The sequence below is a fragment of the Prevotella bivia DSM 20514 genome, from assembly GCF_000262545.1.
GTDB lineage: Bacteria > Bacteroidota > Bacteroidia > Bacteroidales > Bacteroidaceae > Prevotella > Prevotella bivia.
Window position 1 is genome coordinate 583,437 of record NZ_JH660660.1, and the last position, 26,414, is coordinate 609,850.

Below are 26,414 nucleotides of genomic sequence, written 5' to 3' on the forward strand. Positions count from 1 at the left end.
TAATTTAAAATAAAAACTTTATAATTAAAATAGAAAACAACTTAATACTTTTGTGATGAATAAATAATCAAAAGCAAACCTACGTCTTTTTTAATATAGCTATATAAACAAAGCGTATAATTAACATCAGTATATATTATATAACATATAAAATAACTTCTTACCAAAAAGGTTTAACGCATCGCACGGCGCTAAACCTTTTCTGTGATAACGATTTTTTTCATCCACTTACCTCTAAACAATCGGACGAGGAAGAGAATACCACGCAGGGAGAGTTCTAGCGCCATAGCAAACCAAACGCCACGAAGTCCGTATTGGGAAGATAACCCATAAGCCACCGTGAGACGCACCAGCCACATACTACCAAGATTGATGATAGACGGCAAGAGCGTATCGCCCGCACCAATACATACGCTATAAGCCACAATGGAAGCACCAAAGAGGGGTTCGGCAAAGGCTTCAATACGAAGCACCGATGTACCAAGATCGCGAATAGCCTCAACTGGCGAGAGTATACCTATCATTTCGGGAGCAAAGATATACATCACAATACCCATCAATGCCATTACTGCCATACCGAGAAAGACGGTCATTCGGGCAAAACTCCAGCAAAGTTCCCTACGCTGCGCACCCACACTCTGCCCCACCAGTGTGGTAGCAGCTTCGCCAATACCATAGCCCGGCATATAGCAAAGGCTCTCGGCTGTAATCGCAAACGAATGGGCAGCAATAGAAATGTTACCCAATGGAGCAACAATAGCCATCGAAATAACTTGCGCACCGTTCATTAGAATATATTGAAGTGCCATCGGTGCGCCTATCTTTACAGCATTACGAATATACGACCACACCCAAACGAAGCGTTCGGTATCAAGTTTCCATGCAAGGATTTGGCTTCGGAACACGGCATAATAAAACAAAGGAATAGCGGCAGACACGAAAGCGAGCAAGGTACCCAAGGCTGCACCCTTTACACCAAGCCCAAAACCAAACATCGTAAAGCTATGCCCTAGTACGGTAATAACACGTGTTGGGAATATCAAAAAGAAATTGAAAACTACATCAAAACAACACATCAGCACAGAGATGATACTTGTTCGGCGCATATCGCCCGATGATTTCAACATCGCAGCCGACAAGCTCTCTACCATGTGTACAGGTATTGCCAACGAAAAAACTAAAATATAGATAGACGCATCGACTTGAATATCCTTGCCTCCACCCAACCATAGGGGAAGCGATCCTGCTATCAACGCCATAATAACCGCCAACAACGTACTCCAAAACGCACCAAAGATATAGCCATGACGCATTACAGAGCGTGCTTTAGCAAAATCGTTAGCTCCTATAAAATGGGCTGCTTGCACTGAAAAACCCATTGTAAACGCTCCTACCAACGATCCAAAAAGCCATGTAGCAGGCTCTACAAGCCCGATAGAAGCCGAAGCACCAGCACCCAACGATCCTACCATTGACGCATCTATGTAGAACATCATGACTGCGGTAACCTGTGCCAATATGGAAGGAATACTCAACTGAATGATCAGATTGAGCTTTTCACCAGTGGTCATCTGCTCTCCATCACGTATTTTCGCCAATAGTTGATCGGAAACAGCTTTGCTAAATCGCATAAAATAAAAGGTAGTCGTTTTATAAATGTTATCCTGCTTTGGAGACGAAGTAGGTATTATCTCCTCTTCTTTTATATCCTTTGTCAGTTTTTTAGAGGGTGAGACGATGCCAAGCATCGTCTCTATAAGAGCATATATACTAAGGCTAGTTATTACCCAAGGCTGTTCCCGGGTGTGCTATTTCAACCAAACGCAGGTCGAAAATCAGATTAGAATAAGCAGGAACTAAGCCCGCTTCCGACCCTCTGTATGCCAATTGATAAGGCATATAGACCGTCCAATGGTCGCCAACCTTCATCTTTTGAAGAGCTGTAGAGAAGCCATCAACAGTACTACTTACAAGCATGTGGGCAGCACGTGCGGTATGTTCGTTAAATTTTTCACCACCCCATGAGGTATCAAAGATGAGCCCGCTAGTATAAGTAGTAGAAGGAAGTAAACGTCCTTGATAATGTACACGCACAGAGTCGGTGTATAAAGGCATAGCCGCTCCTGTGCCTGTCTCTTTAACATGCACGATAATATAGTCTTCTGGCTTATAGGTTACAGCAGAAGTAGCTGTATTAGCTTGCTTTTCCTTACTGTAATTAAGGATCAACTTCCAAGAAGTATCCCCAGCATCTACCTTTGCTTTGGTAGCATTGTATAGGTTGGTCCAGTAAGTATCGTTCTTACTCTGCCACTCAGGAAATTCCTCCACCGTGCTGTTGGTTTCAGAGCATGCTGCAAAACACATTGCTCCTACCACTACAGCGAGTAACATTCCGAGATTGAGTTTAAAATTTTTCATATTTATTTTCATAATGATAAAAGCCAAAAAGGGTTATCAAAGCCTTAGCCTTGATAACCCTTTTGCTATTTTATTGATTGTCAATATCTATCTTCTTCAATAATGTTGTGATCGAAACACGATCCTCAATAATCTCACGAAGTTTATCAATAGGCACGCGTTCTTGCTCCATAGTGTCGCGATAACGTAAGGTAACGGTGCCGTCGGTGAGCGTATCGCCATCTACAGTAACGCAGAAAGGTGTACCAATAGCGTCCTGACGACGATAACGTTTGCCAATAGAATCCTTAGCTTCGATATGTGTTGTGAAGTGGAACTTCAAGTCGTTTACAATTTCTTGCGCCTTTTCAGGAAGTCCATCTTTATTGACAAGTGGAAGCACAGCACACTTGATAGGTGCTAATGGCTCTGGCAACTTGAGGACAACACGTGATGAGCCGTTCTCTAATTGTTCCTCTTGGTAAGCATGACACATCACTGTTAGGAACATACGGTCCACACCAATTGAGGTTTCTACCACGTATGGAGTGTAGTTTTCGTTGCGATCTGGATCGAAATATTTTATCTGACGACCAGAGAATTTCTCATGTTGCCCAAGGTCAAAGTCGGTACGTGAGTGTATACCTTCTATTTCTTTGAAGCCGAAAGGCAAGTGGAACTCAATGTCAGTAGCGGCATTTGCGTAGTGAGCAAGCTTGTCATGATCGTGGAAACGGTAGTTATCATCGCCCATACCTAAGCCCTCGTGCCATGCAAGACGGTGAGCCTTCCAGTATTCAAACCACTTCATTTCAGTACCGGGCTGGCAGAAGAACTGCATTTCCATCTGCTCAAACTCACGCATACGGAAAACAAACTGGCGTGCAACGATTTCGTTTCGGAACGCTTTACCTATCTGTGCAATACCGAAAGGCAACTTCATACGACCTGTTTTCTGAACATTCAAAAAGTTAACGAAAATACCTTGTGCGGTCTCTGGGCGCAGATAGATCTTCTGACTACCATCAGCCGTAGAGCCCATCTCGGTAGAGAACATAAGGTTGAACTGACGAACGTCTGTCCAATTCTTAGTACCACTGATAGGATCGACGATCTCTTCGTCAATAATGATTTGCTTTAGCTGCTCAAGATCTGGTCCTTGCATAGCCTCAGCATAACGAGCGTGAAGGTCGTCGCGCTTCTTTTGGTGCGCCAAAACACGTGGATTGGTAGCACGAAACTGAGCTTCATCGAAGCTATCGCCAAACTTTTTAGCAGCCTTAGCTACTTCTTTAGCTATCTTTTCCTCATACTTAGCCATCTGATCTTCGATCAACACATCGGCACGATAGCGTTTTTTAGAATCGCGATTATCTATCAATGGATCGTTGAAAGCATCGACATGACCGCTGGCTTTCCACACAGTAGGGTGCATAAAGATAGCAGCATCAATACCCACGATGTTGTTATGCAACAACACCATTGACTGCCACCAATACTGCTTAATATTATTTTTTAGCTCAACACCGTTCTGACCATAATCGTAAACAGCGCCAAGACCATCATAAATATCACTACTTGGGAAGACAAAGCCATATTCTTTACAGTGGCTTACAATCTTCTTGAATACATCCTCTTGTGCCATAAATTCGTTTTTAATTTCTATATTTATGGCACAAAGTTACTACTTTTTGCCTACATTAGCCCATGATAGGGTGTGAAACTTTATAAATATGTATACGTGTGCGCGATATATCATAAAGAGTTTCGTTTGTTACTCTGCTCTTTTTTTGCTAAATTTGCACACATAAGCCCCTTTTTTGAGGGACTGATACACAACTTTCAAGACAAATATGGACGACGAAATAAAGGACAATGAACTTCTAAGCACGGAGGAAGAAACCACCGAAAACAATGCACATTCTAGTTACAAACCTAGCGATAAGTTTGATGCTTCGGCTGTGCACCACCTCTCTGGTATGTACAAAAATTGGTTTTTAGATTACGCTAGCTATGTAATCTTGGAACGCGCTGTGCCTCATATCGAAGATGGACTAAAGCCTGTGCAACGCCGCATCTTACATTCTATGAAAAGAATGGACGATGGTAGATATAATAAGGTGGCGAATATCGTGGGTCATACCATGCAGTTTCACCCTCATGGCGATGCTTCTATCGGCGATGCTCTTGTCCAAATGGGGCAGAAATACTTACTCATTGACACGCAAGGTAACTGGGGAAACATCCTTACAGGCGACCGTGCTGCTGCGCCTCGATACATAGAAGCACGCCTATCTAAGTTTGCGCTTGAAACCGTTTTTAATCCTAAGACCACTGAGTGGCAAGCATCCTACGACGGAAGAAACAAGGAACCTATTACGCTGCCTGTGAAATTTCCTTTGCTTTTGGCACAAGGTGCTGAAGGAATTGCTGTCGGCTTGTCGTCGAAGATTCTCCCTCATAACCTGAATGATATTTGTTCGGCTGCCATTTCGTACTTGAAAGGGAAAGATTTCAGCATTTATCCCGACTTCCCCACGGGTGGAAGCATAGATGTTTCTAAGTATAACGATGGACAACGTGGCGGTGCTCTGAAGGTGAGAGCTAAGATAGAAAAGCTCGACAACAAAACTTTGGTGATCCGAGAGGTGCCTTTTACTAAGACAGCAAGCTCGCTTCAGGAGTCGATTACCAAGGCTATTGAAAAGGGAAAGATCAAGGTGCGCAAGGTGGAAGATATGACTGCGTCAGAGGTTGAGATACAACTTCATCTCACACCAGGCACTTCTAGCGACAAAACCATTGATGCCCTCTATGCCTTTACCGACTGTGAAATCAATATATCGCCCAACTGTTGTGTCATCGAAGATAACAAACCAGGATTTCTTACAGTATCAGATGTGTTGAAATACTCGGTTAATCATACAAAAGATTTACTCCAACTTGAATTAGAAATACGCAAACATGAGCTAGAAGAGCAGCTTTTCTACAACTCATTGGAGCGCATTTTCATAGAAGAACGCATCTATAAGGAACGCAAATTCGAGACAGCTAAAGATATTGATGAGGTTGTTTTGTTCGTTGATTCGAAGCTAGAACCCTTCAAAAATACCTTCATACGTGAAGTAACACGCGATGATATTATCCGCCTTTTAGAAATTAAGATGCAACGCATCTTGAAGTTTAATAAAGACAAAGCCGACGAACTCATTGCAAAAATCAAAGCTGAGATCGCTGAAATAGATAAGGATTTGAGCGAAATGGTGCGTGTAACCATCGAGTGGTTCAAGCATTTAAAGGAGAAATACGGCAAGGATCACCCTCGCCTTACAGAGATAAAAAGTTTTGATACTATCATTGCTGCGAAGGTAGTAGATGCTAATGAGAAGCTATACATTGATCGTCAAGGTGGCTTTATCGGTACAGGACTGAAGAAAGCTGAGTTTGTTCAAAACTGCTCCGACCTCGATGACATCATCATTTTCTATCGAGACGGTAAGTATAAGATTATCCGCATTGCCGATAAAGTGTTTGTTGGCAAGAATGTTTTGCACTTACAAGTGTTTAAAAAGAACGATAAGCGCACCATCTACAACGTTGTATATAAAGACGGAGAGACGAATATTCACTACATAAAGCGCTTCAATGTTACCTCTATGACACGCGACAAGGAATACGATCTCACCACAGGTACAAAAGGGTCGCGTGTTGTTTATTTCACAGCCAACCCGAATGGAGAGGCTGAAGTAATAAAGGTTACACTCAATCCAAACCTTGAAAAGAAAAAGCAAAATATCTTCTTAGAGCGCGACTTCTCACAAATCGCAATCAAAGGAAGGGATGCTAAGGGTAATATATTGACGAAAGAAAGTGTGCATCGCATATCGTTGAAAAGTCATGGACGCTCCACTTTGGGCGGAAGAAAGGTGTGGTTTGATGCCGATATCAATCGTGTAAACTACGAAGAGCATGGAAAATACCTTGGCGAGTTTAACGATCAAGACCAGATTTTAGTAATTCTCAAAGACGGAACTTTCTATCTTTCTACCTTCGAAGCTACCAATCACTATGAAGATAATATATTGAGAATAGAAAAGTTTGATGCTGAAAAGGTATGGACTGCTGTGGTTTACGATGCCGACAACCAAGGTTATGCTTACCTAAAGCGCTTCCAATTTGAAGCTATTAAGCGCAGACAGAGCTACATTGGCGATAATACAGACAATGAACTCGTGCTGCTTACCGATACCGTTTATCCTCGATTGCAGGTTACTTATGGAGGTGCTGATGCCGTAAGAAGTAACGAAGAGATTGATGCTGAGCAATTTGTGGGTGTGAAAGGTATTAAAGCAAAGGGCAAACGCCTCACTACATGGGAAGTAAAAAAGATAGAAGAACTAGAACCTTTGCGCTTCCCTGAAGAAGAAAGTGCTAGAAATAACGATGAGAATGATGACGAAACCAACGACAACGGGGCATTAAAGGGAACAGCTTCCAACCACGAAAACCTTGATCCTGATGCAGGAAAAAGTCAGCAACAGGTAATAGATGAAATTACTGGACAGCTTCGTTTATTCAATAATACGACTGACAATGAAACAAAATAAGCTTACATCACAACGACTATGGCTAGCAACAATTCTATTGTTGCTAGCCATTCGTGTATCTGCACAAGACACATTGCGCACGAATAAGATAATAACCAACGCACAAATGATAGGTATTGGAAGCGTGAATGTACTAGATACTTACCTCTCACCAGAAGAGTATCGAGGTGGAGAACTGCGCTATATCTCGCTCACTGAACGTGAGAATGGTACACGAATTTCACGCGAATTGGTACACCAAGCACATTTATTGTCTGCACGTAACAGAGCTGAAAATAATAAAGAGATAGGGGGTTGGTACAATTTCCAGTACAATGTACACTATAAACTGCTAGACGCAACGCTCGGAAAGAGCAAATTAACAGTAAAAGCAGGTGGTGGCATGGATGCCAATTTGGGCTTCCTTTACAATACGCGCAACAGCAATAACCCTGCACAAGCTTACCTTCAGGTGAACCTTGCACCAAGTATCATTGCGGCATACAGCTTTCGTGTGAAAGGCCATCCTATCCTTCTGCGTTACGAAGCGCAAGCTCCGCTCGTGGGATTGACTTTCTCCCCCAACTACGGACAGAGCTATTACGAGCTATTTTCAAAAAACAATTACGACCATAACATCGTGTTTACCACCATTGGTTCAACGCCATCGGTGAGACAATTCATCTCTGCCGACTACACCATTCACCACACCACACTGCGCATTGGCTATGAAGCCGACCTCCAACAAGCAAAGCTCAACGGCTTAAAATACCACACATGGAGCAATCTTTTCGTAATAGGATTGGTGAGAAAGTTTAACCTTACTAAAATTCTTCCTTAATGAAACCAATAAAGAAATTATCTAGCCGCAATACGGTCTTATTGGGTTTAATTACTGCCACATTAAGCCTTTTCACGCTTTCAGCTTGTGTTACCAACGATGTACAGACTAACAACACACGTGGCAACTTTGAAGCTTTGTGGAAGATTATGGACGAACGCTATTGCTTCTTCAATGAGAAGCAGGTGGACTGGAATGCTATTCACGCAAAATATGCCAAACAAGTGAACGAAGGAATGACGGAAAGTCAGCTCTTTGAGGTAATGACTAACATGCTAGCAGAACTGAAAGACGGACACGTTAACCTTTACACCTCGTTTAATATAGGGCGTTATTGGTCGTGGCATGAGGACTATGCGCAGAATTTTTCCGACTCATTAGAGCGTAAATACATAGGTAAAGACTATCTCATTGCTAACGGAATGACCTATACAATCCTTGATGATAACATAGGTTACTTACGATGTTCCACCTTTCAGACAACCTTTGGAGCAGGCAACCTTGATGAGATTTTGTTTTACCTACAGCCCACACGTGGTCTTATCCTCGATCTTCGTAACAATAGCGGTGGCAATCTTACTGCTGCCGAAGCACTTGCAGCCCGCTTTACAAACAAAGAAACCTTAGTGGGCTATATGCAACATAAGACAGGTATAGGACATTCCGACTTCTCGCCATTAGAAGAGCAACACCTAAAACCGGGCAAAGGTATTCGCTGGCAGAAACCTATTGTGGTACTCACCAACCGCAGTGTGTACTCGGCAGCTAACGAATTTGTGAAGTATATGAAATGCTTCGATGGCGTAACAATAGTGGGCGACCGCACAGGAGGTGGTGCAGGTATGCCTTTCTCATCAGAATTGCCTAACGGATGGGGCGTTCGTTTCTCTGCCGCACCTATGTATGACCGTGAGAAAAAGACTACAGAGTTTGGCATAGACCCCGATTATAAAGTAAATATGACTAGCGAAGACTTCCAAAAAGGCAAAGATACAATCATAGAATATGCCCGCACCTTGCTGAGTAAGTAGCCCTTTATTATATAATAAAACATAGCGATAGACCTATTTCAGCCCATCGCTATGCTTTTTTCGTTAATAACTAACATCTTATTGGTTGATGTTACGCTCACGCTCTTCGTCTTTAATTTCAAACTTACGGCGAATAAAAAACGATACTATTAATCCTAATCCCATACCAAGACTTAACGTGAAAATAAAGCCAGTATCACCATTCATTCCTGCAAAAAGATAAAGGAGGTAGCCCAAACCTAGTCCCAGAAGTATAAACCCCCAATGCAAAGAAGCATATTTTTTACTCTTCTTAGGTTCTGGAAAAAGTTCTTTCATAGTGTCTAATGACACTCCTTTCTCTATTATCGCTTGCTTTACACGTTCTTCACTTTGGTTTTTCTTTCCCTCAACAATGGCATTTGAGATAACCCCAATGATACCACATAAAATTCCAGATACTCCGCAAATTAATCCGACTAATTGTCCGCCATTCATAACATACATTAAAATTCCCATAACTTTATATTTTTATTATTATTACTCTTTATTGTTAAGACTTTCCTTATGCAATATTATTACACTATCGATAAGAAAAATTTTTCACTAATCCATCACAAGCATAGATTACCAAACCTACAAACGCACTCATTACAATAACCAATGGTGTCGAGAAATTATCAACCTTCATTGCGCAATAAGCTCCGTAAGCTGATACTAACAACAGCAATGGCAAACCAAAACTGAAAGCAACTAGGCGAAGCATACTATTCCACTTACTTCTCTGTTTAGCGTGTCGCAACTCTTTCATCACCTCCACCTGAATGGCATCTTGTATCATTTGCCGTTGCAGCGTTTCTGCTATCAACGCATCTAGTTCTTTATCATTAACCTCTTTCATCTTCCATTTTCTTTTTAAGTTGTTCACGAATGCGGTGAAGTTTCACCAAAACATTACTTTGTGTCATACCTAACTTCCCCGCAATATCATTAGCTTTCTTTCCTTCATAGTAGTGAAGTTTGATGATCGCTTGGTCGTTTTCCGAGAGAGTAGCCATTGCCGCTTCCATTTGTAGCAACTTACGCTCGCGTTCCTCATTATAAGGATCGTCTTGCTCTTTGCTACCAATATTATCAATGGGTGTGGAGCGAAGTCGTTTTGCCTTGGCAATAGCATCGAGCGATAGATGCATAGCAATGGCACTGATCCAACCACCTAGCGCACCACCCCGCCAACATTCTAGTCGGGTGTAAGCACGTACAAATGTTTGCTGCGTGAGTTCTTGTGCCTCCTCTGTATTTTTCGTCATACAGAGCATCTTCGAGAAAACCTGTCCCGAATAACGCTTAACGATCTCCGCATATAGCTTCGTGTCGCCTTGCAATATCTGTTCTACGAGTTCTTTTTCGTCCATTTCTTAGATATTTCTGTCTTATAGACGGCAATGGTTTCATATTATTACACCAAAAATACAAAATAATTAGAAAAAGTTTCCCTAATATGCGCACTTTATTTTTCAGTGCTTCTACCTTATTATATTATAGTACGCCTATCCTTAGCCGACTTATCTTGCTACTTTTTGCCTCAAAGCCTCTCCCTTAAATGGCGATAATCATGGCAATTATGCTAAAAAAATCGCCAAAACTCATATTATTCTTGTAAATCACAGCTAGAAATATTTCAAAACATTTGGCAGTTCCACCAAAAACCTATACCTTTGCACAGTCTTAAAAAGATACGCGCCTGTGGCGAAATTGGTAGACGCGCTAGACTTAGGATCTAGTGTTTCGCGACGTGTAGGTTCGAGTCCTATCAGGCGCACATCAAGCAAAAGAGCTGTAAGTTTTTTAACTTATGGCTCTTTTCTTTTTATATACTCCGCACAGAAAAATATTTTACACAAAAACTATACATAAGCTATTACGTTGCAAAAGGTCATGTTTTACCGAGTAAAAGATGACCTTTTACGCTACAAAAGGTTACCTTTTGCACGGTAAAAGGTAACCTTTTAAAAACTCACTCATAACATACAGAATATCAATGAGTTAAAAACACTCTCTATTCTATCATTAAACCGTTTAGATAGAAAGAAATAATATTACATTTATACCACCATTTGGCGCATTAGATATGTAGCGGGAAACTGTAATCTATAGAGAAAAGAGTGCTATATAAGACTCCACTACAAAAAATCTGAAAGATGCAATTTCCGTTGCCACAGATAAACAAAATATACCCCATAAATATATAACATGGTAAAGTAGCTTTAGAAAAAAACATATAAGAAGCTCTTAAAAACAGCTTACTAAAACAATAAAATATAATATCTTAAAATATTGCATAGTTTACAATTTTAGATCATTTATTTTTTTTATCTTTGTACATGGTTACACAAAATGGATAACTTTTAGAGACAACTAAATCTTTAAACAATTGGTAATCAGATATATTTAAATTAAAAACAGACAACTTACCATAAATAATACAAGATGCAAGTTACCAAAAGAGATGGCAGTATAGAAAACTATACTCAATCAAAAATAATAGCAGCGATAGGAAAAAGCTTTGCTAGCACAGAAAACTTAGGTCATCAAAAAGAAATAGAGGAGATGGCTTTGGAGGTGGAAAATTTCCTAAAAGAAAACACCAGCAAACGTGATGTGGAAAACATTCAAGACAAAGTGGAAAAAACCTTAATGGCACATGGTTTCTTCGACGAGGCAAAAAGCTATATCCTTTTTCGCTGGCAACGCAATGAGCAACGTAAATATATCAAGAATATAGCTTTTAACATTGGTGATAACGAGATAGAAAAAGTATTGAATGGTATCCGTCAGGATTTCCGCGGCGCAGAATATAGCGTTACTTTGTTGTCGGATAAGTTTATGAGTTTCTCTAAACCGCTGATGACACAGAAGGAAAAGCTTAACGCCTTGGTAAAAGCTGCCGTGGAATTGACCACTGCCGAGTGTCCACAATGGGAAATGATAGCGGGTAGATTGCTAAGTTTTCAGCTCAACCGCAGCATTGATGAGGTGGAACGCAAATTAGGACTCAGCTCTTTTTACGAGAAATTGCGCTATCTTACAGACGAAGGGCTTTACGGAACGTATATTCTGGAACACTATAGCCAAGAAGACATCATGGCTGCCGAAAAGAAAATGGACACTAGTCGCAACCACCTCTTTAATTATAGCGGACTAGACCTCTTATCAAAGCGCTACCTTATCCACACCTTTGACCATAAAGTCATTGAGCGTGTACAGGAAATGTATATGGGTATTGCCCTCCATTTGGCAATTCCTGAAAAAGAAAACCGTATGGAATGGGTGGGCAAGATTTATGATTTGCTCAGCCAGCTAGAAGTAACGATGGCTACGCCTACCCTCTCTAATGCGCGAAAACCTCATCATCAGCTATCTAGTTGCTTCATCGACACGGTGCCAGATAGTCTCATCGGCATTTATCGCAGTATCGACAACTTTGCTCAAGTGAGCAAACATGGCGGTGGTATGGGTATGTATTTTGGTAAGGTGCGTGCCACAGGTGGTGATATTCGTGGGTTTAAAGGCGTAGCTGGCGGTGTGATACGGTGGATGAAGTTGGTAAACGACACGGCAGTAGCTGTAGATCAGCTCGGTATGCGACAAGGTGCTGTAGCTGTTTACCTAGATGTTTGGCATAAGGATATTCCTGAATTTTTACAATTACGCACCAACAACGGCGACGATCGTATGAAGGCACACGATATATTTCCTGCTGTTTGCTATCCCGATTTGTTTTGGCGCATGGCAGAACAGAGCCTTGACCAGAACTGGACTCTTTTCTGTCCGAACGAGATTTTACGTGTAAAGGGATATGCTTTGGAAGATTTCTATGGTGAAGAATGGGAACGCCGTTATCAAGAGTGTATCAACGATGCTCGCCTTTCGCGACGAGTGATTAGCATAAAAGACCTTGTTCGCCTTATTCTTCGTTCGGCAGTAGAGACGGGAACACCATTTACATTCAACAGAGACATCGTAAATAGGGCTAACCCTAATAACCATAAGGGTATTATTTACTGCTCTAACCTCTGCACAGAGATTGCACAAAATATGGCAGCTATTGAGGAAGTAAGTCAAGAAGTAAAGACCGAAAATGGCGACAAGGTGGTAATAACAACCGTAAAACCTGGCGATTTTGTGGTGTGCAATTTGGCTAGTTTATCATTAGGCAGACTGCCTTTGGAAGACAAAGAAGCCATGTGCGACAAGGTGGCAACGGTGGTTCGCGCACTGGACAATGTGATCGACCTCAACTTTTACCCAGTTCCATACGCCGAAATTACCAACCACCGCTATCGTAGCATCGGTCTTGGTGTGAGTGGTTATCATCATGCTTTGGCTAAACGTGGTATTAAATGGGAAAGCGACCGACATCTTGAGTTTATGAACGAGGTATTTGAAACCATTAATTATGCGGCTATCAAAGCTAGCTCGGCTATTGCAAAAGAAAAGGGTAGTTATGAATACTTCGAGGGAAGCGACTGGCAAACGGGAGCTTACTTTAAGAAACGCGACTATAATAGCGAGGCATGGCAGCAATTGCAAGCACACGTGGCACAACAGGGTATGCGCAACGCTTACCTGTTGGCTGTAGCACCAACAAGTAGCACGAGTATTTTGGCAGGAACAACGGCTGGTCTCGACCCTATCATGCAGCGTTTTTTCTTAGAAGAAAAGAAAGGAGCTATGTTGCCACGTGTTGCTCCAGAGTTATCCGATAAAACTTATTGGATGTACAAAGGTGCCTATTACATCAACCAGCAATGGAGCATTCGAGCATCGGGCATTCGACAACGCCATATTGATCAGGCACAAAGCATGAACCTCTATATTACAAACGATTATACAATGCGACAAGTACTCAATCTCTATCTGCTAGCATGGAAAAGCGGTGTAAAAACGATTTACTATGTTAGAAGTAAATCGCTAGAAGTAGAAGAGTGTGAAAGCTGCGCAAGCTAAATAGAAGAATTCATAAAAAATGGAACAACTACAACGCAACGCCTTGTTCAATCCGCAAGGCGACACAGATTTAAGATTACGCCGTATGATTGGTGGTAACACTACCAACCTTAACGACTTTAATAACATGCGCTACTCGTGGGTAAGCGATTGGTATCGTCAGGCTATGAACAATTTTTGGATTCCAGAAGAAATTAATCTAGCGCAAGACATTAAGGACTACCCTAACCTACCTCCTGCCGAGCGTAAGGCTTACGATAAGATCCTTAGTTTCTTAGTATTCCTCGACTCTTTGCAGAGCAATAACCTACCCACCATCAGCGAATATATCACAGCCAACGAGGTGAACCTTTGCTTGCACATTCAAACTTTCCAAGAGTGTGTGCATAGTCAGAGCTATAGCTATATGCTAGATAGTATTTGTTCGCCAGAAGAACGTAACGATATTCTTTACCAATGGAAGACCGATGAACACCTGCTACGCCGTAATACTTTTATTGGCGATTGCTACAATGAGTTTCAAGCCCATCGTAATAAGTTCTGTCTAATGAAAGCTTGCATCGCTAATTTTATCCTCGAAGGAATCTACTTCTATAGCGGTTTTATGTTCTTCTATAATCTAAGTAGAAACGGAAAAATGTCGGGATCGGCACAAGAAATTCGCTATATCAATCGTGATGAGAATACACACTTGTGGCTTTTCCGCAATATGATAATAGAGCTAAAACAAGAAGAGCCAGAGCTATTTACACCAGAGAAAGTGGCTATATATGAGGCTATGATGCGTGAAGGTGTGGCACAAGAAATAGCATGGGGACAATATGTTATAGGCAATGAGGTACAAGGACTAACCCAGCAAATGGTGTCCGATTACATTCGCTATCTTGGCAACCTACGTTGGAAGAGTCTTGGCTTTGATTATCTTTTCGAAGACAACCAAACAGAGCCTACCGATATGGAATGGGTGGCACAATATTCGAACGCGAATATGGTAAAGACCGATTTCTTTGAAGCCAAGAGTACTGCTTATGCAAAGAGTACTGCGCTAATAGATGATTTGTAAAAAGAATAAAGGAAAATAGGAACGACAAAGAACTATAATAAAAAGCCATAACCAAGAGGAAAACTTCTCTTGATTATGGCTTTTCTTTTTTATGATCTAATAACTTATGTACTTAACTACAAATTTAGAGGAACACTAGTAACTATGAAGCTTCTAACTATTGCGTTTGGAAGTGCCACTCAATATTCTCTTGCAGCATTTCTGAGTTATCTAAAGTTAATGTAAATTGTTTAGGATTGGGGCCTGAAGCATCAATAGCTATATTATACATAACATTTCGCTTAATAGTAATATCTTTTTGACCTGTAAAAACAGTTCCATCAGCTTTAGTCCAAGTTAAAAAGAGCGTAAGTGTAACACTATAATTGTCAGCACTTGCTTCGTCTAGTCTACTAAAAGGATAAATAAAAGAATGATCATAAGCATCGTTTTGCGCACTTACCTCCACACTTTCTGTGCCGTTATAGCTTATCTTCAACGTTCCCTCTTTTGGAGGCTTGATACTGAAGTGTAAACCATACACCATCTTTTTGAGTGCTAACTGAGGATCGGCACCTGCCGCAGGATTATATCCATCAACAACCCCATAATACTTATAAATGTGAGAAACTTTCGCTACATCATCTTGTCCCATAAGGTTTACTGAAAAATTCTTCATACTGGAGAGGTTTTCCGATGTGGAACGTACAAAAGCATTGCTAGCCTCGGTAGGCAATCCTGCATCCCCATGAAGGTATGGAGCTTTGTAAACTAAGCCCTCATGAAAGAGTTGGCTTTCATCATCTTGTATAGCAACACACTCGAATTTATAAGTACTACCCTCTGGTAACTCAAGACTCACCTTTGATACATCGATGAAAAGACCATAGGCATACTTAGCGTATGATGCAAACCCCTCTTTCTTAGCATAAACATTTATACCATAAACGATTTGAGAACTTAGAGGTACACGAGAAGCCCCTACCATTGGCGTAGTCTCAGAAGCTAAATTTAATGATACTAATTGCGTTTTCTGTGTAGTTGCTTCAGTATCGTCTCCGCTTCCCTCTAATACCGCTTTCTCACATGAACTAAAAGTAAAGAGCATAAAAAACGCAGTAGTAAATACAAATAATGTCCTTTTCATATTGTTTGGTTTTATTCTAGTTATAGTCTTAGGTAATATAAAGCCATTTTTAGCTTGTAAAGCTTTAGCTTGTTTTTACAAAAGTAAAAGATATAATTAAAAATGCAATCGGTAAGCTATTAAATATCATTACTTCTGTATTAAAAACTTGCTTTTTATATATCTTACCAAACAGCCTCACACAATTTGCCACCTACTTGACTATCTTAGTTGAAAGGCTGTGTTAGTAATTAGTCGATCACCACGGCGGTACCACTTGTAGCTACCATAAGCATTGTTCCCCCTTGACCTACTGTTTCATAATCAATATCGACACCAACTATAGCATTTGCTCCCATTGCTTGTGCACGTTGCATCATTTCGTTAATAGACGTTTCCTTACCTTCGATAAGAACTTTTTCATACGACTTACTGCGTCCACCGATAATATCTCGGATACCAGCAGCAAAGTCTTTAAAGAAGTTTGCACCGATAATTGTTTCTCCAGTTACCAATCCCTTGTATTCAAGGATCTTGTGTCCCTCTATTTGAGGAGTTGTTGTAATAATCATAAAGTAGATAATTTATAGTTAAACATAAAAGTAATCTTGTTTATAAGTAATAGATAGCTACAAATTTAAGAAATCTATCCCTACATACAAAATAAAAAGTAGAATAAATATTTAGTTTTCTTTTTCTGCTTCCTTTAAGCGTTTACGCTCTTCTAGCATAGCCTTTGCGCGTTGTTCTGCAAGAATGGCAGCCTCATTGGTAGCTTCGTCCTCTGGCTTTATACGCATCGTACCCATTATATTGACAAGATCTTTCACTACTTCACCACCAGCAATAAGTCCTGCTGTGGCTGGCACCCAAGCATTGGAGCTAGGAATGGTATGGCGTTCGGTACATTTACGCATATTTTTGTCAGGACAAATACAGTGAAAAGCACAACTTATTTCTGGTTGTTCGATACTTTCCAATGGCTCTTCAGGACTATATACCACCTTTAGATGTTTGATTTTTGTCTTGCGAAGTTTCTTACGAATAACTTTAGCTAGTGGATCATTGATTGTTTTAAAAATATCAGTTACCTCAAACTTGGTAGCATCTAGTTTATAAGCAGCTCCCATACACGACAGCAGCGGGATATTCAATTCATGACAGCGATAGATTAAATCAAGTTTTGCTGTTACAGTATCAATGCAATCAATAACATAGTCATAGTTAGCGAAATCGAACTGTGCGGCATTGTCTGGCAAATAAAACGTTTGATACTTGCGTACGATGCAGCGGGGATTGATGGAGAGAATACGTTCTTCGGCTATATCCACTTTAAACTTTCCTACTGTTTTTGTGGTAGCTAAGAGTTGTCTATTAACGTTAGTAAGGCATACACGGTCGTCATCTACAATGTCGATAGCTCCCACACCACTGCGTGCAAGTACCTCAACAGCATATCCGCCCACGCCACCTACTCCAAAGACGCACACTCTGCTTCCTTGTAGTGTGTTTAAGGCTGGTTTACCTAATAATAATTGTGTTCGTGAAAACTGATTTTGCATGAATTATATTTAATAAGATAAGATGGAAATCTTAATTTTTAACTAGTCGAATACTTGTTGGCTCTACTGTTATTAAGTGCTTTTTATATAAGTCGCCAATGGCTTTTTTATAGACTTTCTTGGATACTTGGAAGCGATATTTTATAGCTTCAGCATCGCTCTTATCACCAAGATCACAAAATCCATCGTGAGTTTCGAGATATTCTAGTAGCGTTTCAGCGAAGTCGACGGTATGGCGTTGCCCTGTAGGCTGAAGGGTACAATCTATTTTACCATCAGGACGAACATTAGCGATGTAACCTTTCAGCTTATCGCCAGTATGGATACGTTGGAATACTTGATCCTCATAAATCAAACCAGGATACTTATTATCAATAATCACCTTAAAGCCAAGATCGGTCTTTTGCCAGATAAGCAGATCGACCTTCTCCCCATGCTTATAGCTTGATGGTTCTTTCGAGAAATAACGATCTACCTTTGCCGATGCAACAAGGCGGTAAGTTTCCTCATCAAGGTGTATATACACAATGTAAGAATTGCCTATTTCCATGCGCTTCTTTTGTTCGCGGAAAGGGCAGAAGAGATCTTTTGTTACGCCCCATGATAGGAATGCACCAAACTCGTTGACCCATGAACATTCCAAATAAGCAAAGCTATTCACTGTGGCGAGGGGGTGTTCGGTAGTGGCTATGGGGCGTTCGTCTTGATCAAGATAAACGAGAACTTCTACCTCATCGCCTATTTCCAATCCCTCAGGTACATATTTCTGTGGCATCAAGATGTCGCCAGCCTTACCACCATCTAGGTAAACACCAAACTCCTCACCAAAACCTTCGCGCAATGCTTTTTTTACTACAGTGAGCTTATTATACGTACCTAATTCTATCTTTTTCATGTCTTGTCGTCCTTTTTAATTTGCTTAATATGAATGAGTTATCGCTTATTCTGCAACAAACTGCGCATCAGAGGGAACATGTTGTCGGCTTTCGTCCGAAACAATGATACCATCTTTCAAGTGTATGGTTCTATCTGTAATGCTAGCCAAATTCTCATCGTGGGTAACGATGACGAAAGTTTGTCCAAACTTATCTCTTAATTCAAAGAAAAGTTGGTGAAGTTCCTCTTTATTTTTTGTGTCCAAACTTCCAGAAGGTTCATCAGCAAGTATCACCGCAGGGTTGTTTACCAACGCTCTAGCTACAGCAACACGCTGTTTCTCACCACCTGAAAGCTCGTTAGGCTTATGGCTAGCCCGACCAGTTAAGCCCAAAAAGCCTAGCAATTCTTCGGCTCTTGCCTTTGCTTCCTTTGTACTTTTACCAGCAATATAAGCAGGTATCATGATGTTTTCGAGGGCGGTAAACTCTGGTAGTAGTTGATGGAACTGAAAAACAAAACCGAGGTGCTGGTTACGAAAATCGCTCAATTTGCTAGTAGAAAGACTGCTAACATCAATACCATCGATAACTATCGAACCACTATTAGGGCGATCAAGTGTGCCCACAATCTGTAACAATGTAGTTTTGCCTGCACCCGAAGGACCCACAATACTAACAACCTCACCTTTCTCTATATGTAAATCGATACCCTTCAGCACCTGAAGCGAACCGAAACTCTTAGTAATACCTTTTATATCTATCATAGCTTTTGTAAGTTTTTCTTATGTATCCATTCACTTGCTACCTCGTAAACACTACGTTCTTCTGTGTGCTGCGACTCTGCAAAAGTCATACTATCCATACCGCTTCCATACTGATCGGGAAAGATGATCATAATGGTTTTGCCACTAAAGTATTGGTTTATCTCGTTAGGAAGGTCGTCCATAGCTGGCTTATAAGAAATAGTTCCCTTACGTGCGGTAACTATCACGAACATGTGGTCGTCCTTTACATGCATGGCTTTATTAGGCAGTTCGTTCCAATGCTCCATTAGCTCGTATTCGGCACGCACACTAGGAAAGTTATTAACGAGATATTCTTTTATCAAGTCGAGCGTTTCCTGACGACCATTAAACACGATGCGGCACTCCATATTGCCTGCCATTCGTGCCAAACGCTCTAGCCAGCGATAGAACCCAGGATCGTATTCTGCTCTTGAAGGTACTGCTACTTGAATGCGGCGAATAGTGTTTAGTGGCTGCTTTATGCGGGCTATGATGATCTGACGGTTAAGACGTTGATACACACTGCGCGCAAATTCACCCCAAAAACCGCCATTTTTGTGGTGGTTGAAATGAAGTCCCATGATAACCTCTGAAGCCCTATTTTCCTTAAAAGCGTACATTATTCCGTTTGCTATATTGGCTGCCACACGCACTTGGGTGGATATAGGAACATCTGCCGAACTAGCAAGTTTGCTTATCTTGTCAAGGATGTGCTGACCTTCTGCTTGTTTTTTGTGCATATTAACATCATCATACACCACGTTGAGTGCCACTACCTCACGTTTCAGTTTGGGGTTGCGCATCATACACGCAAGACTGAAAAGATTGGTTGACGTGCCTGCATACTTCACTGGAATAAGAATTTTCTCATCATTATCCACCTTCTTCTCTTTGAAATCTTCTTTCTCCGATAAGCGTAATTGTTGCGCTGCACGCTCTGTTACCATAGTCGAAATGATGCAAGTAAAAAGGATCATAAGTACTATTCCGTTGAGAATAGCATTGTCGAAGAGGTACTCGCCGTTACCAATAGGTAACTTACAGCCCACCATCGCCAATGCTATAGCACCAGCAGCATGAGCCGAAGTAAGACCAAAAATCATGTGTCCCGACTGTTTTGATAACTTAAAAATCCATGCAGCGATATACGATGCGAGGGCTTTTCCTAACGTTCCAAACACGGTTAGGCATACCATTATCCATAATATATGGGTACCTTGAAAGAGTAGTTTAACATTGATGAGCATACCCACACCTATCAAGAAGTATGGAATGAATAAAGCGTTACCCGTAAATTCCAGACGGTTCATGAGCGGCGAAACTTTGGGAACAAATCTGTTTAAGATCAGTCCTGAGAGAAATGCGCCAAAGATGCCTTCTACACCAATGGCAGAAGACAAGACTGCCGAGCCAAACATAATACCAAGAATAAAGGTAAATTGCATCACGCTATCAGAATAGCGATGTAAGAACCAACGTGCTAAACGAGGAATAGCATAAAAGAGCAACGTACTATAGGCAATAAATTTTGCAGCAAATAGGATCCAAAACATAGTACCACCATTGCCATTTACCGAGTTGGTTATGGAGGAAAGAATGATGAGCGAAACCAATAATGCGAGCATTGTCCCCCCCACACTAATGGTAGTGGTTACGTGTTTCGTTAGTCCATAACGCCCCACAATGGGATAGGCTATTAGCGTGTTGTCTGCCATAATGGTACTGATGAGCAAGGCTGCCATACCTCCATAATGGAGTAACGAGGTGAAAGCACCATAGATAAGAACAAAAGGACAGAGAAAAGTGAGTAAGCAAAAAATGATAACCTGCCTGCTATTCTTTTTTAATCCTTCCATATCTAGCTCTAGCCCTGCCAAGAACATAATGTAGTATAAACCCACTTGCCCAAATATCTCAAACGAAGCATCACGCTCTAGGATATTAAAACCATCCTTACCCACAAGCACTCCTGCTAAAACCATTCCGATAATGTGTGGAATGCGCAATTTTCCCATGATGATAGGAGAAAATAAAATCATCAGCAATACAACGAAAAAGATAAGTGTTGGATCTGTAATGGGGAAAAAATGGGATAGCTCGATCATTGTTGATATTGGATGTATTTATTATTAAATGAGGTGGGGCGTGTTGCGGATGTGCTTTCTTTGCAGAAAGAACCTTTATACCTAACACTATCCGTAGGTTGCACTCCACTACGTTACGCTTAACCCACGGCTAAGCACATATCACCTTTCAGGTGAGAAAGCACTACCGTCTATAATGCAAAGATAGTGCAAATGAGCGCAAAGGAAGCTTGCTTACAATTTGCCGAATGCAGCCTATCTTATGCAAAGATAGTGCAAATGAGCGCAAAGGAAGCTTGCTTACAATTTGCCGAATGCAGCCTATCTTATGCAAAGATAGTAAATTTATGACATAGTAAAGTTGATAATTAATGGTTTTTTGTACTTTTGCAGCATAATCAGAATAATAATATTTTAGATAGAGTATATGAAAGTAGCAATTGTTGGCGCCAGTGGTGCTGTAGGGCAAGAATTTCTTCGCATCTTAGATCAGAGAAACTTTCCCATAGATAATTTGGTTTTGTTTGGTTCTTCACGTTCAGCAGGTACTAAATACACTTTTAAAAGTAAGGAATATGAGGTAAAATTGCTTCAGCATAACGACGATTTTAAGGATATAGATATAGCCTTTGCTAGTGCTGGTGGTAGCACTTCAGCAGAATTTGCAGAAACCATTACAAAGTATGGCGCTGTGATGATCGACAACTCTAGCCAGTTTCGTCAAGACGATGATGTGCCATTAGTAGTGCCAGAGATCAATGCAGAAGATGCTTTAAACCGTCCTCGTGGTATCATTGCCAACCCTAACTGTACTACAATTATGATGGTAGTGGCACTAGCCCCTATCGAGAAGCTTAGCCACATTAAGAAAATACATATCAGTAGCTATCAGAGTGCTTCGGGTGCTGGGGCTGCTGCAATGGCGGAACTTGAGCAGCAATATAGGGAATTGCTATCAACAGGCGAGGTAAAGACCGTAGATAAGTTCCCACACCAGTTGGCTTACAATGTTATTCCACAAATAGATAAGATGACCGAAACCGACTATACAAAGGAAGAGATGAAGATGTTTAACGAAACACGTAAGATAATGCACTCGGATGTTCGCACTAGTGCTACCTGCGTTCGTGTGTCTTCTTTGCGTAGTCATTCTGAAAGTGTATGGTTTGAAACAGAAAAGCCCCTAGAGGTTGCTGCTATTCGTGAAGCCTTGAAAGCCGCTCCCGGTGTTACATTGGTAGACGATCCACAACACTATGTTTATCCCATGCCATTAGAAAGTGCTGGTCACGACGATATCTATGTAGGGCGTGTTCGTAAGGATCTTGCCGATGACAATAGCTGTGTATTATGGTTAACGGGCGATCAGATCCGTAAGGGTGCCGCACTAAATGCTGTTCAGATAGCAGAATACTTGATTAAGGTGGGTAACATTAAGTAAATAAATAGCAATAGGCTATCTTTCGTTGAGCAAACGCTTAGCTTTCTATTCACAAAACATCATCTTTTGCAAAGAAAAATAATTTATTTTTAATTGAAAAATAAATTAAAAAAACTTTGAAAATAAATTATTTTTGGGTACATTTGCATACCTTCTATTTGAAGAAAGATAAGCCATTACTAGAAAAAAGAGGATGTTTTACCACAGAAGCACTTATCTTTTGTTTTGAAGAAGGCAAACAGAGTAAGGATTTTAAAGAAAAGTATTATGGCAGTAAAGATCAGACTACAGCAAAGTAAGTTTAAGGAAGAGAATCGCGGCGGAAAGTGGCATGCACGCACTGTGAGTAATGGAGTATCTACCATTGACGACTTGGCGGATGCTATTCAAGAGAGTACATCGTTTACACGTGGTGATGTGCGCGGTATCGTAATGGCACTCATTGATGAGATTGGCTTCCAGTTAGCGAATGGCAAAACGGTAGCACTAGATGGTTTGGGGCGTTTCCACCTTACTGTAGAGAGCATCCCCTCAACGACTCCAGAAGATTTTTCTTTGCGTAAAAATGTAAAGGGCGTAAAGTGTAAGTTTGTGCCTTCTGGTCGTCGCGATCCTGACACTAACCGCAAGGTAGAAGATTTCGGCTTCGGTGTGCAGGTAGTTTGGGCTGATAAAAATAACAGAGAGCTGAAGTGAACTCTCAACTCTCATCTCGCCACGACTGCCAAAGTGTCAGTTTTTATATCTTTTCTTTCGTTGGCATACCATTTGTGAATTAATCTGCAAATAAAACAGAATAATAAATAAAAAAAAGATATACAATTATGGGAAAGATTATAGGAATTGACTTAGGCACAACAAACTCTTGTGTTTCAGTATTTGAAGGTAACGAGCCAGTAGTAATCGCTAATAGCGAAGGCAAGCGTACTACTCCTTCTGTTATTGGTTTCGTAGAAGGTGGCGAACGTAAGGTGGGCGATCCTGCTAAGCGTCAGGCTATCACAAACCCAGAAAAGACCGTTTACTCTATTAAACGTTTTATGGGTGAAACATTCGATCAGAGTGCAAAGGAAGTAAACCGCGTACCATTTAAGGTAGTAAACGAAGGTGGGTATCCACGTGTTCAGATCGACGATCGTAAATATACTCCTCAGGAAATCTCTGCAATGGTGCTTCAGAAGATGAAGAAAACTGCTGAAGATTATCTTGGTCAGGAGGTTACCGATGCAGTAATCACTGTTCCAGCTTACTTCTCTGACTCACAGCGTCAGGCTACAAAGGAAGCAGGTCAGATTGCAGGCTTGAACGTTCAGCGTATTGTAAACGAACCAACAGCCGCTGCACTTGCATACGGTGTTGATAAAGCTAATAAGGATATGAAGATTGCAGTGTTCGACCTTGGTGGTGGTACATTCGATATCTCTATTCTTGAGTTTGGTGGTGGTGTGTTCGAGGTACTATCTACTAATGGTGATACACACCTTGGTGGCGACGACTTCGACCAAGTAATCATCGACTGGCTAGCTAATGGTTTCCAATCGGAAGAAGGTATTGATCTTCGTAAGGATCCTATGGCTATGCAACGCTTGAAAGAAGCTGCTGAAAAGGCAAAGATTGAACTAAGTTCTTCGTCTTCAACCGAGATCAACCTACCTTATATTACAGCTGAAGGCGGTGTGCCAAAACACTTGGTAAAGACTTTAACTCGTTCACAGTTTGAGCAGTTAGCCCACGAGTTGATCCAAGCTTGTTTGGTACCTTGTCAGAATGCTATCCGCGATGCTAAGCTATCAACTAGCGATATTGATGAGGTTATCCTCGTAGGTGGTTCTAGCCGTATCCCAGCAGTGCAAACATTGGTAAAGAACTACTTTGGTAAAGAGCCTTCTAAGGGTGTTAACCCTGATGAGGTAGTAGCTATAGGTGCTGCTATTCAAGGTGCGATCTTAAACAAGGAAAGCGGTGTAGGCGATATTGTATTGCTTGATGTTACTCCTTTGACATTGGGTATTGAGACTATGGGTGGTGTGATGACCAAGTTGATAGAGGCCAACGCTACCATCCCTGTTAAGAAGAGCGAGGTATTCTCTACCGCAGCCGACAATCAGACAGAGGTAACTATCCACGTATTGCAGGGTGAGCGTCCTATGGCTGCACAGAATAAGAGTATCGGTCAGTTCAATTTAACAGGTATTGCGCCAGCACGTCGTGGTGTGCCACAGATTGAAGTAACTTTTGATATTGATGCTAACGGTATCTTGAGCGTATCGGCAAAGGATAAGGCAACTGGCAAGGAACAATCTATCCGCATCGAGGCATCAAGTGGTTTGAGCGAAGAGGAGATCAATCGTATGAAGGCTGAGGCAGAGCAGAACGCGGCTGCTGATAAGGCTGAACGCGAAAAGATTGACAAGCTAAACCAAGCAGACTCAATGATCTTCACCACTGAAAACTTCCTAAAGGACAACGGTGACAAACTCCCAGCCGACCAGAAGCCAGCTATCGAGCAAGCTCTCCAAGCCCTAAAGGATGCACACAAGGCACAAGACATTGCAGCTATCGACACCGCTACCGCTAACCTCAACAACGTTATGCAGACAGCTAGTCAGCAGATGTATCAAGGTGCTGGCGCACAGCAAGGTGCAGGGCAGCAAGCTGGAGGTCAGCAAGAGCAACCAAAGCAGGATGACAACATCCAAGATGCTGACTTTGAGGAAGTGAAGTAAAAAGAATTATAGATTAGATTATATAGAAAACGGCAGCAGTGCGAAGTGCATTGCTGCCGTTTTTATTTCTGTATAGATACTTTATCCTATTATCTTTCGTTCTATTTCTTGCTTTACCGCTTCAAGTATTAACTTACCTTCTTCTTGCAATACTTTTGGGATTAGTAGAAATTTAGTGGGGATACACCTATCGTTTAGCAAACCTAAAAAGGAAGAAAAAAGAAAAAGAAAAACGTAAAATCTTATAATTATGGCAAACAATACATTTGTCCTCTTTGAGGAAATCAAAAACAAACTGGAGACAAATTACAGGGAACTAAAGGAGTTGAAAGAAAAGGAGAGCGGTTCTGTTTCCCTCCCTGTTCAATCTACACTAGCACAAAGTGATGAGCAGAAAGAACAGGAATTGCTCAATCAGTATGAACAGCGTACAAAAGACGTGATTAACAAGTATATTGGAGTACAAGTACGCATCAAGGACGAGGAGGCTAAATCCATGGACAAATTGGTGGTAAGCGTCATGACCATGTTGCACGAATGGCAAGAGCAGAAAGAGCATCCACAACCGCAGGAACATATCCACAGGCACAGTTTTGACCTCAAGTCCTCGAAAGTTTTTACTTATATGGTAGCAGTATCTGTCCTTTGTTTTGTTTCTTTGGTCGGCAATTACTTCTTGTGGCAAAGTAAACAGCAATACAAGGATGATGCCTTGAAATTCCGTATCATCAGAGTATGGAGAGGATGTAGCTCAAAGGAAATCCTATGGCTCAATGATGTGTTTGACATTCATCGCAATGTTGCAATAATTAAAAAAATCAAAAAGCATACAGATGATTATAATGTGGGACTGAAAGCAAAAGCAGATAGTCTAATGCAGAATGATCTACAAAATAAGAAAAGCAAATAGAATTGTAGATATA

Annotated in this window: 22 protein-coding genes and 1 tRNA gene; 11 read left to right on the forward strand and 12 right to left on the reverse strand. The window is 41.1% G+C overall.

Annotated features, from left to right (window positions below; all coding sequences use genetic code 11):
* Positions 1 to 191: 191 nt before the first annotated feature.
* From PREBIDRAFT_RS04820 to PREBIDRAFT_RS04830, 3 genes are all read right to left on the reverse strand, one after another.
* A complete protein-coding gene (locus tag PREBIDRAFT_RS04820; RefSeq protein ID WP_036875636.1) occupies positions 192 to 1,631 on the reverse strand; it encodes an MATE family efflux transporter in 1,440 nt (479 codons plus the stop codon).
* A 145-nt stretch (positions 1,632 to 1,776) separates the two neighbouring features.
* Complete coding sequence (locus tag PREBIDRAFT_RS04825) at positions 1,777 to 2,394, reverse strand: FKBP-type peptidyl-prolyl cis-trans isomerase (RefSeq protein ID WP_004338832.1); 618 nt, start codon at positions 2,392 to 2,394, stop codon at positions 1,777 to 1,779.
* 97 nt (positions 2,395 to 2,491) lie between these two features.
* Positions 2,492 to 4,045 (reverse strand): glycine--tRNA ligase, encoded by a 1,554-nt coding sequence (locus PREBIDRAFT_RS04830; RefSeq protein ID WP_004338830.1) that lies wholly within the window; start codon positions 4,043 to 4,045, stop codon positions 2,492 to 2,494.
* Positions 4,046 to 4,253: 208 nt separating this feature from the next.
* Between PREBIDRAFT_RS04830 and PREBIDRAFT_RS04835 the strand changes: the two genes are divergently transcribed.
* From PREBIDRAFT_RS04835 to PREBIDRAFT_RS04845, 3 genes are read left to right on the forward strand one after another with little or no spacing between them, the layout of a single operon-like run.
* Complete coding sequence (locus tag PREBIDRAFT_RS04835) at positions 4,254 to 7,007, forward strand: DNA gyrase/topoisomerase IV subunit A (protein WP_004338828.1); 2,754 nt, start codon at positions 4,254 to 4,256, stop codon at positions 7,005 to 7,007.
* Positions 6,994 to 7,827, forward strand: a complete 834-nt coding sequence (locus tag PREBIDRAFT_RS04840; protein ID WP_004339360.1) for a DUF3316 domain-containing protein — start codon at positions 6,994 to 6,996, stop codon at positions 7,825 to 7,827. Before PREBIDRAFT_RS04835 ends, PREBIDRAFT_RS04840 begins: the two co-directional genes overlap by 14 nt.
* On the forward strand, positions 7,827 to 8,858 hold the full coding sequence (locus PREBIDRAFT_RS04845) for a S41 family peptidase (RefSeq protein WP_004338825.1): 1,032 nt from the start codon (positions 7,827 to 7,829) through the stop codon (positions 8,856 to 8,858). The genes PREBIDRAFT_RS04840 and PREBIDRAFT_RS04845 overlap by 1 nt, the downstream gene beginning before the upstream one ends.
* Before the next feature lie 78 nt (positions 8,859 to 8,936).
* On the opposite strand, the gene PREBIDRAFT_RS04850 is transcribed toward PREBIDRAFT_RS04845, so the two are convergent.
* The 3 genes from PREBIDRAFT_RS04850 to PREBIDRAFT_RS04860 all read right to left on the reverse strand — a co-directional run bounded on the left by PREBIDRAFT_RS04850 (position 8,937) and on the right by PREBIDRAFT_RS04860 (position 10,252).
* Positions 8,937 to 9,356, reverse strand: coding sequence for a DUF6249 domain-containing protein (locus PREBIDRAFT_RS04850; protein ID WP_004339361.1), 420 nt, complete (start codon positions 9,354 to 9,356; stop codon positions 8,937 to 8,939).
* A 64-nt stretch (positions 9,357 to 9,420) separates the two neighbouring features.
* A complete protein-coding gene (locus PREBIDRAFT_RS04855) occupies positions 9,421 to 9,738 on the reverse strand; it encodes a hypothetical protein (protein WP_004338821.1) in 318 nt (105 codons plus the stop codon).
* Positions 9,725 to 10,252 (reverse strand): RNA polymerase sigma factor, encoded by a 528-nt coding sequence (locus PREBIDRAFT_RS04860; protein WP_004338819.1) that lies wholly within the window; start codon positions 10,250 to 10,252, stop codon positions 9,725 to 9,727. Before PREBIDRAFT_RS04860 ends, PREBIDRAFT_RS04855 begins: the two co-directional genes overlap by 14 nt.
* Before the next feature lie 325 nt (positions 10,253 to 10,577).
* Between PREBIDRAFT_RS04860 and PREBIDRAFT_RS04865 the strand changes: the two genes are divergently transcribed.
* From PREBIDRAFT_RS04865 to PREBIDRAFT_RS04875, 3 genes are all read left to right on the forward strand, one after another.
* A tRNA-Leu gene (locus PREBIDRAFT_RS04865) sits at positions 10,578 to 10,659 on the forward strand.
* A gap of 668 nt (positions 10,660 to 11,327) precedes the next feature.
* Positions 11,328 to 13,847: a ribonucleoside-diphosphate reductase subunit alpha gene (locus tag PREBIDRAFT_RS04870; protein ID WP_004338818.1), complete on the forward strand. Its 2,520-nt coding sequence runs from the start codon at positions 11,328 to 11,330 to the stop codon at positions 13,845 to 13,847.
* 19 nt (positions 13,848 to 13,866) lie between these two features.
* Complete coding sequence (locus tag PREBIDRAFT_RS04875) at positions 13,867 to 14,910, forward strand: ribonucleotide-diphosphate reductase subunit beta (protein WP_004338816.1); 1,044 nt, start codon at positions 13,867 to 13,869, stop codon at positions 14,908 to 14,910.
* 157 nt (positions 14,911 to 15,067) lie between these two features.
* Here PREBIDRAFT_RS04875 and PREBIDRAFT_RS04880 read toward each other — a convergent pair whose 3' ends face one another.
* The 6 genes from PREBIDRAFT_RS04880 to PREBIDRAFT_RS04905 all read right to left on the reverse strand — a co-directional run bounded on the left by PREBIDRAFT_RS04880 (position 15,068) and on the right by PREBIDRAFT_RS04905 (position 21,345).
* On the reverse strand, positions 15,068 to 16,036 hold the full coding sequence (locus tag PREBIDRAFT_RS04880; RefSeq protein WP_004338813.1) for a hypothetical protein: 969 nt from the start codon (positions 16,034 to 16,036) through the stop codon (positions 15,068 to 15,070).
* A 230-nt stretch (positions 16,037 to 16,266) separates the two neighbouring features.
* Entirely contained in the window at positions 16,267 to 16,587 is a 321-nt protein-coding gene (locus PREBIDRAFT_RS04885) for a heavy metal-binding domain-containing protein (RefSeq protein WP_004338811.1), read from the reverse strand.
* A gap of 111 nt (positions 16,588 to 16,698) precedes the next feature.
* Entirely contained in the window at positions 16,699 to 17,577 is an 879-nt protein-coding gene (locus PREBIDRAFT_RS04890) for a ThiF family adenylyltransferase (RefSeq protein ID WP_004338809.1), read from the reverse strand.
* Between the two features lie 31 nt (positions 17,578 to 17,608).
* The gene (locus tag PREBIDRAFT_RS04895; RefSeq protein WP_004338807.1) at positions 17,609 to 18,472 is read right to left on the reverse strand and encodes a CvfB family protein; all 864 of its coding nucleotides are present in this window, start codon (positions 18,470 to 18,472) and stop codon (positions 17,609 to 17,611) included.
* Between the two features lie 45 nt (positions 18,473 to 18,517).
* The gene (locus PREBIDRAFT_RS04900) at positions 18,518 to 19,219 is read right to left on the reverse strand and encodes an ABC transporter ATP-binding protein (RefSeq protein WP_004338805.1); all 702 of its coding nucleotides are present in this window, start codon (positions 19,217 to 19,219) and stop codon (positions 18,518 to 18,520) included.
* Positions 19,216 to 21,345: a cation:proton antiporter gene (locus PREBIDRAFT_RS04905; RefSeq protein WP_004338804.1), complete on the reverse strand. Its 2,130-nt coding sequence runs from the start codon at positions 21,343 to 21,345 to the stop codon at positions 19,216 to 19,218. The genes PREBIDRAFT_RS04900 and PREBIDRAFT_RS04905 overlap by 4 nt, the downstream gene beginning before the upstream one ends.
* 406 nt (positions 21,346 to 21,751) lie before the next feature.
* Here PREBIDRAFT_RS04905 and PREBIDRAFT_RS04910 point away from each other — a divergent pair, with 406 nt between their 5' ends.
* From PREBIDRAFT_RS04910 to PREBIDRAFT_RS04925, 5 genes are all read left to right on the forward strand, one after another.
* Positions 21,752 to 22,765: an aspartate-semialdehyde dehydrogenase gene (locus tag PREBIDRAFT_RS04910; RefSeq protein ID WP_004338802.1), complete on the forward strand. Its 1,014-nt coding sequence runs from the start codon at positions 21,752 to 21,754 to the stop codon at positions 22,763 to 22,765.
* Positions 22,766 to 22,881: 116 nt separating this feature from the next.
* Positions 22,882 to 23,064, forward strand: a complete 183-nt coding sequence (locus tag PREBIDRAFT_RS11435; protein WP_004339364.1) for a hypothetical protein — start codon at positions 22,882 to 22,884, stop codon at positions 23,062 to 23,064.
* A complete protein-coding gene (locus PREBIDRAFT_RS04915; protein ID WP_004338801.1) occupies positions 23,033 to 23,461 on the forward strand; it encodes an HU family DNA-binding protein in 429 nt (142 codons plus the stop codon). Before PREBIDRAFT_RS11435 ends, PREBIDRAFT_RS04915 begins: the two co-directional genes overlap by 32 nt.
* Positions 23,462 to 23,589: 128 nt before the next feature.
* Complete coding sequence (gene dnaK, locus PREBIDRAFT_RS04920) at positions 23,590 to 25,491, forward strand: molecular chaperone DnaK (RefSeq protein WP_004338799.1); 1,902 nt, start codon at positions 23,590 to 23,592, stop codon at positions 25,489 to 25,491.
* A 247-nt stretch (positions 25,492 to 25,738) separates the two neighbouring features.
* The gene (locus tag PREBIDRAFT_RS04925) at positions 25,739 to 26,401 is read left to right on the forward strand and encodes a hypothetical protein (RefSeq protein WP_155114420.1); all 663 of its coding nucleotides are present in this window, start codon (positions 25,739 to 25,741) and stop codon (positions 26,399 to 26,401) included.
* Positions 26,402 to 26,414: the final 13 nt, after the last annotated feature.

Excerpts from the sequence above, each read along its gene's own strand:
- PREBIDRAFT_RS04825 (WP_004338832.1), bottom strand. The coding sequence starts at position 2,394 with ATGTTACTCGCTGTAGTGGTAGGAGCAATGTGTTTTGCAGCATGCTCT.
- PREBIDRAFT_RS04855 (WP_004338821.1), bottom strand. The coding sequence starts at position 9,738 with ATGAAAGAGGTTAATGATAAAGAACTAGATGCGTTGATAGCAGAAACG.
- PREBIDRAFT_RS04915 (WP_004338801.1), top strand. The coding sequence starts at position 23,033 with ATGGCAGTAAAGATCAGACTACAGCAAAGTAAGTTTAAGGAAGAGAAT.
- PREBIDRAFT_RS04860 (WP_004338819.1), bottom strand. The coding sequence starts at position 10,252 with ATGGACGAAAAAGAACTCGTAGAACAGATATTGCAAGGCGACACGAAG.
- PREBIDRAFT_RS04900 (WP_004338805.1), bottom strand. The coding sequence starts at position 19,219 with ATGATAGATATAAAAGGTATTACTAAGAGTTTCGGTTCGCTTCAGGTG.
- PREBIDRAFT_RS04875 (WP_004338816.1), top strand. The coding sequence starts at position 13,867 with ATGGAACAACTACAACGCAACGCCTTGTTCAATCCGCAAGGCGACACA.
- PREBIDRAFT_RS04845 (WP_004338825.1), top strand. The coding sequence starts at position 7,827 with ATGAAACCAATAAAGAAATTATCTAGCCGCAATACGGTCTTATTGGGT.
- PREBIDRAFT_RS04885 (WP_004338811.1), bottom strand. The coding sequence starts at position 16,587 with ATGATTATTACAACAACTCCTCAAATAGAGGGACACAAGATCCTTGAA.
- PREBIDRAFT_RS04840 (WP_004339360.1), top strand. The coding sequence starts at position 6,994 with ATGAAACAAAATAAGCTTACATCACAACGACTATGGCTAGCAACAATT.
- PREBIDRAFT_RS04895 (WP_004338807.1), bottom strand. The coding sequence starts at position 18,472 with ATGAAAAAGATAGAATTAGGTACGTATAATAAGCTCACTGTAGTAAAA.
- PREBIDRAFT_RS04880 (WP_004338813.1), bottom strand. The coding sequence starts at position 16,036 with ATGAAAAGGACATTATTTGTATTTACTACTGCGTTTTTTATGCTCTTT.
- PREBIDRAFT_RS04870 (WP_004338818.1), top strand. The coding sequence starts at position 11,328 with ATGCAAGTTACCAAAAGAGATGGCAGTATAGAAAACTATACTCAATCA.
- dnaK (WP_004338799.1), top strand. The coding sequence starts at position 23,590 with ATGGGAAAGATTATAGGAATTGACTTAGGCACAACAAACTCTTGTGTT.
- PREBIDRAFT_RS04850 (WP_004339361.1), bottom strand. The coding sequence starts at position 9,356 with ATGGGAATTTTAATGTATGTTATGAATGGCGGACAATTAGTCGGATTA.
- PREBIDRAFT_RS04820 (WP_036875636.1), bottom strand. The coding sequence starts at position 1,631 with ATGCGATTTAGCAAAGCTGTTTCCGATCAACTATTGGCGAAAATACGT.
- PREBIDRAFT_RS04890 (WP_004338809.1), bottom strand. The coding sequence starts at position 17,577 with ATGCAAAATCAGTTTTCACGAACACAATTATTATTAGGTAAACCAGCC.
- PREBIDRAFT_RS04835 (WP_004338828.1), top strand. The coding sequence starts at position 4,254 with ATGGACGACGAAATAAAGGACAATGAACTTCTAAGCACGGAGGAAGAA.
- PREBIDRAFT_RS04830 (WP_004338830.1), bottom strand. The coding sequence starts at position 4,045 with ATGGCACAAGAGGATGTATTCAAGAAGATTGTAAGCCACTGTAAAGAA.
- PREBIDRAFT_RS04905 (WP_004338804.1), bottom strand. The coding sequence starts at position 21,345 with ATGATCGAGCTATCCCATTTTTTCCCCATTACAGATCCAACACTTATC.
- PREBIDRAFT_RS04910 (WP_004338802.1), top strand. The coding sequence starts at position 21,752 with ATGAAAGTAGCAATTGTTGGCGCCAGTGGTGCTGTAGGGCAAGAATTT.